The sequence below is a fragment of the Paenibacillus sp. FW104-T2 genome (assembly GCF_058789975.1).
The window spans coordinates 12,349-25,580 of record NZ_JBYTCE010000016.1 but is presented as its reverse complement, the minus strand read 5'-3'; the positions used below and the strand labels follow the sequence as shown (position 1 = coordinate 25,580).

The window sequence follows — 13,232 nt, the reverse complement described above, 5'->3', positions numbered from 1 at the left end:
TGAAATGTAATGAAGAATGGAGTCTCTCAACATGAAATTAAGTCACAACGCCCGCCCGGATCAAAACTGGCTGCGGGCACTTATGTTTACAATTTTCGGTTCGACCGTGCTGGTGGTATCCTATCTCCAGCTCTACTTCAGTCATCTGGGATTCAGCCGGGCCGAGATTGGCTACTTGTACGGTATAGGTCCACTTGTCTCTGTATTCTCCAACATGTTCTGGAGTATGGCCAGTGACCGCTACAAAACGGTTCGCAAAGTCATGATCATTCTGCTCGGCGGACAATTAATTACAGGCGTCATGCTCGCTAATGCGACGTCCTTTGGCCAAGTATTTATCCTGGTGACGTTATTTTACTTTTTCTATTATCCGGTCTACCCGCTTGCCGATACGATGGCAATTACCACTGCAAGCAAATACGGTCGAAATTTTACGTCCATTCGAGTTTTCGGCTCCATTGGCTATGCTTTTTTTGCATTAAGCATTGGTTATTTTCTTGGTTCTTTTGGACCCGGGTGGACGATGTGGGTGTGCGTTACACTTGCGGCCATTACTCTTCTGATTGGTTTCCGGTTGCAGGATCAGAATGAACCCTCTGGAAGCAGCAGTAAAATGGAGCTATCCGGGCTCTGGGCAATCCTGAAACGAAGAGATGTGCTGAGCTTTTTCGGGTGTGTCTTCCTGCTGGCATTGGGGCATCGAATGAACGAAGCGTTTCTCACCATCACGCTGAAGGATCTCGGTGCCAGTGAAGGCCTGATCGGCTGGTCGCTGCTCATTTCTTCCGTGAGCGAGATTCCTATATTCCTGCTGCTCAGCAAGTATGGCAATCGGTATAAGGAGCTTCCGTTACTCACCTTTGCTGCCCTTATGTATACCCTTCGTTTGTTTCTGATGTCTGTATCGGATACACCTGCCGCTGTTGTCGCCATTCAAACCATGCACAGCGTCACCTTTGGCATTTTCTATGTAACAGCCGTTCGCTATATTACCCGCCTTGTACCCGATGCGTATCGTGCGACAGGTATGGCCCTGTTCACCATCGTATGGTCAAGTGCCTCAGGTCTGCTCAGCGGAACCTTTGGCGGGTTGATATTGGATCATGCAGGCAGACAGGTCTTCTATCTTACTGCCATGGCCTTCTCACTCGCTGCACTTCTTGGTTTCATCCTGAAGCTGTTATCCAGTATGACCAAACGTGCACAATGAGCACACCTCGCTCTTTTTATAAAAATGAACACAAAAAAGCACAGTCTCCGTAGGGGACTGTGCTTGGGTTCTTTATATTCAGCTAGAAGCCAATCATTTATAAGAAATCCGGTGAACGGAAAAATCTTACAATTTAATTACGTTAGCTGCTTGAGGACCACGGTTTCCATCAGTGATTTCGAATTCTACCGCTTGACCTTCTTCCAATGTTTTAAAGCCGTCGCCTTGGATTGCGGAGAAATGTACGAATACGTCCTCGCCGCCTTCAACTGAAATAAAGCCATAGCCTTTTTCTGCGTTAAACCATTTAACTGTACCTTTCAAATGAACAACCTCCTAAAAATATCGCCATCTATGGCGAATACCCTCATTATACTGTATGACTTTCCACTTTGCAATTTATCTTTTCAATAAATGCGGAAAAAATTTGCTTTGAAACGTAGGGTACGGTATCATTTTACCAAAACCGTAAGTTTGGAGACTATCTATGATTAAAAAACATGAAATATACAAAAGAGACAAGTGGAATATGATGACAGTAGAAGTACAAGGCAAATACCTCGTACTCCGTGAAATTTCAGAGGAATGGGGCGAAGAATGCCACACGTTTCTCAGCCGCCCTGCCTTGATGCACTGGGCTGAGCGCCGTTTTCCAAAAGCCGATTTCGAGAACCGCGAGGATGAATGGCGTCAGCTGATGGCTGCTTTCAAAGAGGTGTAATGAATGACGCTTGACTCAAGCAATGTTGTCATCTTCATTATCCTCGCCTTTTCGCTGGGAGTTGTGCTGATTCTGGGACGCAGTTCCATTCCGGATCGACTGCGACGGGGAATGGCCCTTATAGCTACACTGCTTATCTGTTTTGCTTTTTTCCTGATCGTCTATTTCCTGGCCAACATGGGAGCCTAGTGCTCTCAAATATTTCAATCGGTCCGAGGCCATACTATACCGAATTGCTCGTATAGTCAGGAGGAAGACCGTTGAAATATCGAAAATCACTGTTTGTCATTCTAGTACTCAGTCTGATTCCTTCGTCTCTCTCCGCACAAGCGAGCGAGACGGGAGCAGATTGGTCTATACATCAACTTCATCAAAGGAGGATTCCCATGAGTCAATTATTGAAACGTTCCGAGGTGCCAACAGAACATACGTGGAAACTCGAAGATTTGTTCGCCGATCAAAAAGCCTGGGATCAGGAATACGAAGAAGTAACGTCTCTGACCAAGAAAGCCTCCGAATTTCAAGGCAAGCTGAACAAGCCGGAATCTCTTAAGGCATGCTTTGAACTCGAAGATGAGGTAAGTCTCAAAATTGAACGCCTTTTTGTGTATGCACGCATGCACCAAGATGAAGACACAGCTAATCCTACATACCAAAACCTGTCCCAAAAAGCGCAAAAGCTGAGCGTGCGTGTCGGGGAAGCTCTTTCCTTTGTCACGCCTGAAATTCTCTCCCTGCCGGATGATCAGCTGGATGCTTTCATTGCAGATGAGAAACTGTCTGCATTCAAGTTCACTCTGGAAGAGATGAAACGTGAGAAGGCGCATGTCTTGAGCAAAACGGAGGAAGCCCTGCTTGCACAAGTGGGCAACTTGTCCCAAGCTCCGCAAACCATCTTCAGCATGCTGAATAATGCTGATCTCAAGTTCCCGAAAATCAAGGATGAACATGGCAACGATGTGGAGCTTACCCACGGAAGCTACATTCAATTCCTGGAGAACCCTAATCGCGAAGTTCGCGAACGTGCCTTCAAAGCGGTGTATGAAACGTACGCCAAACAGAAGAACACGATCGCTGCAGCCCTGAATGCGAATGTCACCAAAAATATGTTCTATGCAAATGTCCGGAAGTACCCGTCCGTAATGGAAATGTCACTGTATGGTGACAACATTCCAACGGAAGTGTACACCAACCTGGTGGACACCATTCATGAAAGCCTCCCGCTCCTGCACCGTTATATGGATCTGCGCAAAAAATTGCTCGGTGTGGATCAATTGCATATGTATGACTTGTTTGCTCCTCTGGTTGATGAGTATAAAATGGACATCACTTATGAGGAAGCAAAACAGACCGTCAAAGATGGCCTGAAACCGCTGGGCGAGGATTATGGAAATGCATTGCAGGCTGGATATGATGACCGCTGGATTGACGTATATGAGAACGAAAACAAACGTTCAGGTGCTTACAGCTGGGGTGCATACGGCACACACCCATACGTCCTGCTTAACCATAAAGACAATCTGAACAGCATGTTTACACTGGCACATGAAATGGGTCATGCTCTGCATTCCTATTATTCGGATACTACCCTTCCGTATCGGGATGCACAGTACACCATCTTCCTGGCAGAGGTTGCATCCACAACCAATGAGGCATTGCTGATGGATTACCTGCTTAACAAATCCACGGATCCGAAGGAAAAACTGTATCTGTTGACCTATTATGCAGATCAATTCCGTACAACTGTGTTCCGTCAAACGATGTTTGCCGAATTTGAGAAAATCATTCATGAGCGTGCTGAACAGGGCGAGGCCCTTACACCGCAGCTGCTGTCTGAAATTTATTACGACCTCAATGTCCAATACCATGGAAACAGCATGGCTGTGGATAAGGATATTGAGATGGAATGGGCACGTATCCCCCATTTCTACAACAGCTTCTACGTTTACAAATACGCAACCGGGTTCTCTGCAGCAACGAGCTTCTCCAAACAGATTCTCGAAGAAGGTCAGCCTGCGGTAGACCGTTATCTTGGCTTCCTCAAGAGTGGTGGAAGTGACTACTCCATCAATATTCTAAAAAAAGCAGGCGTGGATATGTCTTCTCCACAGCCAATTCGCGAAGCCATGAGTGTCTTCAAAGAATTGATTGAACAGATGGAACAATTGACTAAATAAAGTTGTCTCTCTGTTACATGCGACCTGCATCCCTTGCCCATTTCGGGCAAGGGATTTTATAATCAAGCCAGATGCACAGCGCCTTCTTTGGGGTAATGCATTCGTATTCCTGAATTGTTCAACAAGGAGGCACCACCATGAAAATGCAATGGACCCTCATCGCAGGTCTTGTTTTTGCACTTCTTACCGGAATCTTCGCTGTTATTAATGTGGATTCCGTGCAGGTTAACCTGCTGTTTAACACGGTTCAAATCCCCCTGATTTTGCTGATTCTGGGCTGTACCCTGATTGGTGGAATCATTGTCGGATCCTATGGCATTTTCCGTCAGTATCGATTGCAGCGTGAGAACAAGCAATTGAAATTGCGTGTAACCGAATTGGAGAACACGGCTTCGAGCTATTCTTCACCGGGTTCCACCGCGACAATGGAAGCCTTCGAAACAACTGAAACGGATCGCTTGGCTGAGACGGATTCCATCCAGAGTCAGCAGCGCAAAGGAAATTCTGCAGATTCGTTGTAAGAAGAACAAGCAGCCTGCTGGCATAAGGAATGGATGTCCCATTCGACCAGACAGGCTGTATTCTTGTTTGGGAACACCGATTATGAGGAGGAATCTCTATATGAATTTTACAATTAATGAATCCTACGTCCTGGACCTTCTGAAAAGGCTGCTGGATACTCCGAGTCCAAGCGGCTACACACACCATATTATCGAGATGATCCGGGAAGAAGCCCAATCATTGAATATTTCATTTGAATTAAATAACAAAGGCGGAGCGGTACTCACTTTGCCTGGGCTGGATGCCTCCAAGACCATTGGACTCAGTGCACATGTGGATACACTAGGCGCGATGGTACGTTCCATCACTTCTTACGGTACGCTCAAACTAACCTCTGTGGGTGGATTCACCATGAACAGTATTGAAAACGAGTATTGCACGATCCACGCACGGGATGGCAAAACATATACCGGTACGATTCTCTCCCTGCACCCTTCGGTTCATGTCTACCCGGATGCCCGCACCTTTGAGCGTAAGGAAAGCCATATGGAAGTTCGTATTGATGAAGTGGTTTCATCCAAGGAAGATGTTCTTGAACTCGGTATCGGCGTCGGTGACTTTATTTCTTTCGATGCACGTGCGGTTATTACGCCAAGCGGTTATATCAAGTCACGTCATCTGGATGACAAAGCTAGCGTGGCTGCCCTTTTCGGCATTTTGGAATCTGCTCATCGGGAAGGCTGGAAGCCTCTACATAACGTCTCTCTGCTTATTTCGAATTACGAAGAAGTTGGACATGGCGCCTCATATATCCCGTCCGAGATCAGTGAATTGATCGCCGTAGATATGGGGGCAATGGGTGACGATCTCAGCTGTAAAGAAACGGATGTATCCATCTGCGCCAAAGACTCTTCTGGTCCATATGACTATGACATGACGAGTCGCCTGATTGAACTTGCCAAGCAAGCAAATCTCGATTATGTCGTTGATATTTATCCTCAATACGGCTCAGATGGCAGTGCTGCCTTGCGAGGTGGAAACAACATTCGTGCTGCACTGATTGGCCCTGGGGTACATGCTTCCCATTCGATGGAGCGCACGCACAAGGATGCCGTTCTGAATACAGCCAGACTGCTCGCTTCATACATCACAACCAAGTAATCACCCTTATATACTTCAGGAAAATAAGAAGATGCCAGCAACAGATCACACCGCTGCCTGGCATCTTTTTTTTACCCTATCATGTTCTCCTAACTGGACATCTACCTTAATCAGCCTGCTCCACATACTGACGATATTGCTGCTCGATTTGGGTTACTTTTCTCTCATGATCACGAATTTCATTTTTTAACACATGTAATGTACGACGGACGGTAAGACGGCCATCCTCCACCTGGGATTCGGCTTTTCGGATTTTGTCTTGCACCATCCAATCCACGAAGAGATTATCGAAGAAATAATCTGCAAAGGATAATAATCCCCCAAGTTCCAGATCAGCGTGTACTGCCATTTTCACATCTTCAAGCTCCTTCTGGAATCGCTTCAAATGTCTTCCCGCTTCAGTTAAGGCAGATTGAGCGTCATCCATACGACCGCGTTTGATATGAGTGGATATCATGCCTCCGCCCATCATGTCGTATACTCCCCAATTCCCTGCAGACTTGAGCGCATCCCCCGCACGGCCCAGTGCACTGAGCAGGCGTTCCCCTTCCCGGTCTGCCTCCTTAAGTTCCTTCATTTCTCCGCGTAAATGCTCCAGATCCTCTGCCAATTGCCTAAGTTCATCGTGATTCGCCAGCAGTTGATTTTCCTTTTTGCCCCACAGTACCTTGTAATCATTTTCCCAGAATTGATATTTACTCTGCTCATCTAGTTCGCGCTGCACTTCTTTCCTCTGCTCATGAATGTCTTGTAACATTTGGCATGCTGTATCATACTCAGCCTTACTCTCCATTAATTCGAGTTCTTCCTTCTCCAGCTTCTCCTGCTTTTTGCCAATCAAGTTATAGAAAAATGCAGATAAGGTCATGCCATTCAGCCGGTCCACATCATTCTGCTCCTTCTGGAGATGCTCCAGGCGCCGCTGTACTTTTGCCTTCCACTCGACTTCTTCCTGGTTCAACTTCTCCAGGCGATTGTTCCATTTCTCGTAAATTCTCCCCTTTTCCTTGAGCACAGCCAGTTGTTGATTCAATTCTTTGTACATAAATGTGGTGTTCTCTCCTTTCACTGGAATTATTTCCTTACTACTTACAACGTAATGGATATGGCTAACGTTTCATATAAAAAAATCGCCATCCTTCATAACAAGGCGTTAAGCCCTATTTTAAAGGATGACGATTTGTACTTTTCGATTAGGATTTGCTTTTCTCAATCTGCTCTGCAAGCTCATTCAGGAACGTCCAACGTTCCATCAGTTCTTCCAGATGACGCTCTGCTTCAGCCTGCTCTGCCATGAGTTCCTGCAAACGGGCTGAATCACTGAAGGATTCCTCCATCGCCGTGTTGATCCGCGCAAGGTTAGCCTCCGCTTTCTCAATATTCTCGTCGATCTGATCATACTCCCGTTGTTCCTTGAAGCTAAACTTCAGCTTCGGCTTGGCCGTAGATGCAGCAGGCTTAACCTCATCTGTTTTTGCTTTTTTCGCTGCTGACCCAGTATCGCCCACCTGAGAAGCTCCCGGTGCATTCTTCAGCATCCATTCAGCATACTCACTATAGTCGCCAACATGTACCCGGATGGCTCCATTGCCCTCGAAGGCCAGCACTTTATCCACTGTACGGTCCAGGAAATAGCGATCATGGGAGACAACGAAAACAACACCCGGGAAGTCATCCAGGTAATCTTCGAGTACCGCCAGCGTCTGAATATCCAGATCGTTCGTTGGCTCATCCAGCAGCAATACATTGGGCGCAGCCATCAATATACGCAGCAGATATAGACGACGTTTCTCCCCACCTGACAGACGGGAGATTGGCGTCCACTGCGACGCAGGAGTAAAGAGAAACCGCTCCAGCATCTGGGCTGCCGTGATCAGGGATCCATCCGCCGTCCGCACATTCTCGGCCACTTCCTTGATATATTCAATGACACGCAGAGATTCATTCATCTCCTGATGCTCTTGCGTGAAATAGCCCAGGTTAACGGTTGGACCGAGGACGACTTCTCCAGCATCCGGTTCCAATTTGCCTGAGATCAGCTGCAGCAGAGTCGATTTACCACTGCCATTCGGACCCACGATACCTACCCGGTCACCAGGCACGGCGATATAGTTCAGGTCCTCAATTAATTTGCGTCCACCTGCGGATTTGGATAAGTGCTCTATCTCCAGAATCTTCTTGCCCAAACGAGTAGAGCCTACCGAAACCTCCAAAGAGCCAGAGCGATTCGGCCCCTGTTGATCCTTCAGCTGTTCGAAACGGTCAATTCTTGCTTTTTGTTTCGTGGTCCGCGCCTTGGCCCCGCGACGGATCCAGGCAAGCTCTGTACGGAGCAGGTTTTGCCGTTTTTGCTCTGAGGCTGATTCGCGCTCTTCCCGCTCTGCCTTGAGTTCAAGGAAGCGGGTGTAGTTTGCTTCATAACGGAACAAACGCCCATGATCCAGCTCCAGCATCACATTCGCCACACGATCCAGGAAGTAGCGATCATGCGTAATCATGAGGAGTGCACCACGACGTTTTTGCAGGTATTGCTCCAGCCAAACGACGGAATCATTATCGATATGGTTCGTCGGCTCATCCAGAATGAGAAGCTCGCAGGGATGAATCAGAGCAGACGCTAAAGCCACCCTCTTGCGTTGTCCCCCGGACAATGTTCCCATTAGCGCGTCAAATTGACGGATACCCAGTTTGGACAGAATGCTTTTGGCTTCACTTTCCATCTGCCAGGTCTGAAGCTGCTCCATCTGTTGATTCAGACGCAATAACCGCTCTTGCAAGGCAGGATCGGATGGATTCAATTCGAGCAGTTCCATCGTCTCCGTGTATTCACGCACTGTTTTCATCTCTGGACTATCGCCCTCGAATACTTGCTGCAGTACGGTGTTGTCAGGGTTAAAATCGGGGTTTTGTGCCAGAAACTGAATACGTACATCATTTCCGATAGCAATCTGTCCCTCATCAGCCGGTTCCATGCCTGCAATTACACGCAGAAATGTAGACTTTCCCGTTCCGTTTACGCCAACGACGCCGATCTTATCCTGGTCGCCCATGCCAAACGAGGCGTCCTTGAACAATATTTTTTCGCCATAGCTTTTTGAAATTTGCTCTACCGTCATTATGTTCATTGCTCGTTACCCACTTCTCTGTAAATTGAGATTCAACAGTTTCTTGATTCCATGCTCATGATGATACTTATACTTGTAAAAAAGAACGACAACCGTCCAGAAATAGTGCCGCTGCAAAAGCAATCCGTTTATTCAGATCTTCCTCATTGAACTCCGGATTCAGCATAATATCCATCTTCAATCGATCCAAAATCCCGATATAGGCTTCTGCCAAAAGCACAGGCTCAGGTACACTTGCACTTTTCAGCACCTCACACACCATGCTCATATACTCATTCATAAAGGCCTTCATGAATTTCATAAGATCCGGATCGTTATTAGGTGCCATAAAAAACAGCTTCGTATGATTGCGCCGCTCGTAATAATAAGTCAGGTGCGTCTTGGCGATTGCGCCAAGCTTCTCACCTGTATTCTCCTGAGATTTCAAGGCATAATCAAGCCTGCTGATAAAACTGTTACAGTCCCGCTTGGAAACAGCGACGAATAGTTGTTCCTTGCTCTTGAAATATAAATAAATGGTGCCTTTTGCAATGCCAGCTTCTTCAGCAATATCGGACATTTTCGTCTCATAAAATCCTTTTGATCCAAAAATACCATAAGCCGCATCCAAAATAGCCTCCGACTTGTCTCCCTGCACAGTGCTCACTTGCACTCCCTCCCTACAGCGCCAAAATAATACCCAAACCGATAGCCACACATCCTCCGATCACCGAACTCAGCACGTTGACCAGATCGTTGCTCATCCATGTCCAGCCTCGTGCGCGAACGGTCTTGTGGCCACAGTGTTCACTGACCTCAACTTCACGGCCGCATTCAGTACAGCGATACATCAACTGGACTGTTGCTCCAAGGTAGGAATCGGCAAATGCTCCAGCCAGTCCACCTACAAGACCAACACACGTCCAGCTCAGAAATCCAAGCGTTTCAAAGTCCGCGATCCAAGAAAAGATAAATGCTCCTGCTCCAATTAATGCTCCGCCTATTGCCGCCGCTGTTGTCCCAAGCAACGACACACCACCGGAAGCGCCCGGAGTCAGCACCCTCCAACTCACCACAGAACGTGGCGGCTTACGGCTCAAGCTTCCGAGTTCGGTAGCCCAGGTATCGGATGTTACGGTTGCCATTACACCAATGAAAGCATAGATCCAGGCCGGATGTGGAAATATCCAGTATCCCAAACATAGAAGCATGCCCATTCCGCCGTTGGCAAACACTTGCCCTGCATCCCGATTGCCTGTCTTGGCATACGATTTCTCCAGCTCCTGCTTGCGTTCCTTACGATACTTGGACAACAAGGTTGAAGTTATGAAAAACAACAGCAGTGTGCCAAACCAAAACAGGTTGCCTGCCCCGTAATAGATCGTTCCCATCAACACAGCTGCCAAGCAACCGGACAGGGTTAGCGATTTCTTTGCGTAGGCTGCACCCGCCACAATAAAAGCGCATACGGCGCCGATAATCCAGTCCATAATCTCTCCTGCATGTGGCAGCATCTATGGTCCACATGACGTTTATGTTATTTTTGAAATTCAATTATACCACGGTTTGAGCCCAATGCCGAAACTCCCGTTGCAGGCATGACAAAAACCTGATCCGGCAGCTTAGAAAGCTGCGAACCAGGTCTGCTAGATGAAATATAATTGATGAAAACTGCCCTTTTACAACTAAACATCGAGTCGTCCGCTCCGCACGGTGTCAGCCTCTCTTGACCCCTCCGATGACACCATACCGATACAATACACGGCGACCAAACCAGTTGAACAAACGATCCGTGAGAAAACCCATGAATCCCAAGGAGATGAGACCAACAAAAATCCAGTCCGTCCGGAAAAATAACCGTGAATTCCAGATCAAATAACCTACGCCTTCATTAGAAGCAATCATCTCTGCACCGATAATGGCCATATAGGAAGTTCCCATCGCCAATCGAATACCTGTGAAAATATAAGGGGTCGTAGCAGGGACAACCACATGCAGCAATATCTGCCACTCATTCGCGCCCATACTGCGGGCTGAACGAATCTTATCCTCTTCAATGGACAGGACACCCGTCAGTGTATTCAGGACAACAATGAAAAATGTCGCATACATGATCAGTGCAATCTTGGACTGTTCCCCAATGCCGAACCAGACCAGGAACAGTGTAATGAAAGCAATCGGCGGGATAAATCGAATAAAATTAAGGAAGGGTTCGGCAAACAGACGGATGATGTGAACCTTGCCGATAAGCAGACCTACCGGAATAGCAATGACACTTCCCAGCACCCATCCGGCCAGTACACGTGTGAAGCTGATCCCGATATACTGCATGAGTGTGCCATCCGCAATTAATTCGCGAGCACCCTGCACAGTATCCCATGGACCAGGAATCACGTCCGGCCCGTAGAGCAATGCACCAAGCTGCCATATCAGAATGACTGTAACCCATAATATCGGTACAGACACCCACTTTTTCTCCAACCATTTCATGGTCCAGATCACCTCAGTTATTCTTCAAAATGGCTTTGAATCTGATCGTACAGGCTATTGAATTCAGCCGAAGCAATATTTCTCGGATAAGACTGAACGTTATGGTAAATGTCCGTTATATTCGACGAAGGTCCCACTGACATGATTCCGATCCGTTCACCGAGCAATAGAGCCTCCTGGATGTCATGAGTAACAAAAATAACGGTCTTATGTGTTTCCCTCCAGATATTCACCAGCTCCTTCTGCATGACTCTTCGAGTCATGGCATCGAGCGCACCGAAAGGTTCATCCATGAGCAGAATCGCCGAGTCATTGGCGAGCACCCGCGCTAGTTGTACCCGCTGCTTCATGCCTCCCGACAGCTCCTTCGGATACTTCCCTTCATGTCCTCCCAACCCCACGAGCTGAATGTATCGGTCCGAAATCGTACGGCGTTCAGATTTGGGCACCTTGGACATCCGAAGTCCGAATTCAACATTTTCCCTTACGGTAAGCCACGGAAAGAGTGAGGAATCGGCCTGTTGGAACACCATCGCACGATCCCTTCCAGGTCTGTCGATCTCCTTGTTATTCACTTTAAGCTGCCCGCCCGACTTGGAGATAAAACCCGCGATCATATTAAGTAACGTTGATTTTCCGCAGCCGCTGGGACCAAGCAGAACGAAGAATTCGCCGCCCTTGATCACCAGATCAACATCCTTGATAATGTAATGCACTTCTCCATTGGTTGGAGCATTGTAGGTTTTTCGAAGCTGTTCAATATGAATCGTGTGACGATCTGCGGGTAAGGACATAAGGACACCTCCAGTACGTTTTGGATTATTCGGTATATGTTACTTTATCCGGCAATGCCTGTTTCAGAAGTTCCAGGTTTAACTTGCCTTTGAGATCAAAATCATGCTCAATGATTCCGTTATCCACCATGTATTGCTTCTGTCCCGCCAAACTATCATAAGCTTCCTGAGTAAAGCCAACGACCCAAGGATTGATGGGAAGATCCTTCAAGGTTGCTTCCTTGGGTTGTTTTGTCTCCTTGTACATTAGATCCGCTACCTCATCAGGATGAGCTTGGGCATATGTTGCAGCTTGATCCAGCGCCAGAAGAAATCCCTTTACCGTTTCCGGATTCGCTTCAATGAACTCATTGCTTGCAACCAATCCCATACCAAGCCTTACCGGAGTCTGGGACATATCTGTCAGCTGATGCACGCCTTCGAGCGTATCGAACTTATCGGTTAATGCAGATCCGATAACCCAAGTGGCATCCAGTTCCCCTTGCTTCAATGCAATATAGGACTCATCGAAGGCCCCTTGCCCAATCTGCTTCACATCACCAAGCGCAAGCCCCTGATCCTTCAAATACTCATCCCACAGATAAGGAATGAATGTTCCGCGAATAAAGCTTACGCTCTTGCCCTTCAAGTCTGCACCCGTCTGGATCTCCTCCTTGGCATACAGCTTCCATGCAGCAGCTGCTTCATCCGTTGTCTGACCCGCAGAAGCGATGATCGAATAATCCCCTTTGGCCAGAGCGTTCAACACCGGGAAGTCAGCACCGTAGGCAATGTCGACCTGTTTGATAAACAGTGCATTCACGCCTTCTGCCGGAGAACCAAACGTGATGCTCTCTGCATCAATGCCTTGGCTTTCAAAGAACCCTTTGGCAATGGCTACCCTGAACGTCGGGTTTGTGCTCGTATCCGCTATGCGGATCTTTACCTTGGTGCCACTACCTGCGGAGCCGCCTTTCGCTTCGGACACCGTTCCGTATGAAGAACATCCGGAGATGATAAAAGTTATGGAGAGGAGCAATAAGAATGCTCCCTTTAAAATGGCTGTTTTTTTCACAACATGCACCCCGTTCAATC

Annotated in this window: 14 protein-coding genes; 6 read left to right on the top strand and 8 right to left on the bottom strand. The window is 47.5% G+C overall.

Annotated elements, in window-relative coordinates; translation table 11 throughout:
• Positions 1–31 precede the first annotated feature (31 nt).
• On the top strand, positions 32–1,210 hold the full coding sequence (locus tag AC3WQ3_RS19475) for an MFS transporter (RefSeq protein ID WP_154896019.1): 1,179 nt from the start codon (positions 32–34) through the stop codon (positions 1,208–1,210).
• Positions 1,211–1,336: 126 nt separating this feature from the next.
• Here the strand turns inward: AC3WQ3_RS19475 and AC3WQ3_RS19470 are convergent, their stop codons facing one another.
• Positions 1,337–1,534, bottom strand: a complete 198-nt coding sequence (locus AC3WQ3_RS19470) for a cold shock domain-containing protein (protein WP_095288023.1) — start codon at positions 1,532–1,534, stop codon at positions 1,337–1,339.
• 163 nt (positions 1,535–1,697) lie between these two features.
• Between AC3WQ3_RS19470 and AC3WQ3_RS19465 the strand changes: the two genes are divergently transcribed.
• The 5 genes from AC3WQ3_RS19465 (at position 1,698) to AC3WQ3_RS19445 (ending at position 5,770) form a co-directional block, all read left to right on the top strand.
• Positions 1,698–1,931: a hypothetical protein gene (locus tag AC3WQ3_RS19465; RefSeq protein WP_095288024.1), complete on the top strand. Its 234-nt coding sequence runs from the start codon at positions 1,698–1,700 to the stop codon at positions 1,929–1,931.
• Between the two features lie 3 nt (positions 1,932–1,934).
• Positions 1,935–2,120 (top strand): hypothetical protein, encoded by a 186-nt coding sequence (locus tag AC3WQ3_RS19460; RefSeq protein WP_095288025.1) that lies wholly within the window; start codon positions 1,935–1,937, stop codon positions 2,118–2,120.
• Between the two features lie 197 nt (positions 2,121–2,317).
• Positions 2,318–4,108, top strand: coding sequence for an oligoendopeptidase F (gene pepF / locus AC3WQ3_RS19455; RefSeq protein ID WP_239299158.1), 1,791 nt, complete (start codon positions 2,318–2,320; stop codon positions 4,106–4,108).
• A gap of 137 nt (positions 4,109–4,245) precedes the next feature.
• Positions 4,246–4,629: a LapA family protein gene (locus AC3WQ3_RS19450; RefSeq protein ID WP_127536453.1), complete on the top strand. Its 384-nt coding sequence runs from the start codon at positions 4,246–4,248 to the stop codon at positions 4,627–4,629.
• A 100-nt stretch (positions 4,630–4,729) separates the two neighbouring features.
• A complete protein-coding gene (locus tag AC3WQ3_RS19445; protein ID WP_336779495.1) occupies positions 4,730–5,770 on the top strand; it encodes a M42 family metallopeptidase in 1,041 nt (346 codons plus the stop codon).
• Positions 5,771–5,876: 106 nt separating this feature from the next.
• On the opposite strand, the gene AC3WQ3_RS19440 is transcribed toward AC3WQ3_RS19445, so the two are convergent.
• The 7 genes from AC3WQ3_RS19440 to AC3WQ3_RS19410 all read right to left on the bottom strand — a co-directional run bounded on the left by AC3WQ3_RS19440 (position 5,877) and on the right by AC3WQ3_RS19410 (position 13,221).
• Positions 5,877–6,815 (bottom strand): hypothetical protein, encoded by a 939-nt coding sequence (locus AC3WQ3_RS19440; protein ID WP_336779494.1) that lies wholly within the window; start codon positions 6,813–6,815, stop codon positions 5,877–5,879.
• A 148-nt stretch (positions 6,816–6,963) separates the two neighbouring features.
• Positions 6,964–8,895 carry an ABC-F family ATP-binding cassette domain-containing protein gene (locus tag AC3WQ3_RS19435; RefSeq protein WP_336779493.1) on the bottom strand — a complete coding sequence of 644 codons (1,932 nt, stop codon included), beginning with the start codon at positions 8,893–8,895 and terminating at the stop codon, positions 6,964–6,966.
• Positions 8,896–8,962: 67 nt separating this feature from the next.
• Entirely contained in the window at positions 8,963–9,541 is a 579-nt protein-coding gene (locus AC3WQ3_RS19430) for a TetR/AcrR family transcriptional regulator (RefSeq protein WP_095288031.1), read from the bottom strand.
• A gap of 13 nt (positions 9,542–9,554) precedes the next feature.
• A complete protein-coding gene (locus tag AC3WQ3_RS19425; protein ID WP_095359220.1) occupies positions 9,555–10,364 on the bottom strand; it encodes a DUF92 domain-containing protein in 810 nt (269 codons plus the stop codon).
• A gap of 226 nt (positions 10,365–10,590) precedes the next feature.
• Positions 10,591–11,364 (bottom strand): ABC transporter permease, encoded by a 774-nt coding sequence (locus AC3WQ3_RS19420; protein WP_095288032.1) that lies wholly within the window; start codon positions 11,362–11,364, stop codon positions 10,591–10,593.
• Between the two features lie 17 nt (positions 11,365–11,381).
• The gene (locus tag AC3WQ3_RS19415; RefSeq protein WP_153977843.1) at positions 11,382–12,158 is read right to left on the bottom strand and encodes an ABC transporter ATP-binding protein; all 777 of its coding nucleotides are present in this window, start codon (positions 12,156–12,158) and stop codon (positions 11,382–11,384) included.
• A 25-nt stretch (positions 12,159–12,183) separates the two neighbouring features.
• On the bottom strand, positions 12,184–13,221 hold the full coding sequence (locus AC3WQ3_RS19410; protein WP_492473271.1) for an ABC transporter substrate-binding protein: 1,038 nt from the start codon (positions 13,219–13,221) through the stop codon (positions 12,184–12,186).
• Positions 13,222–13,232 lie beyond the last annotated feature (11 nt).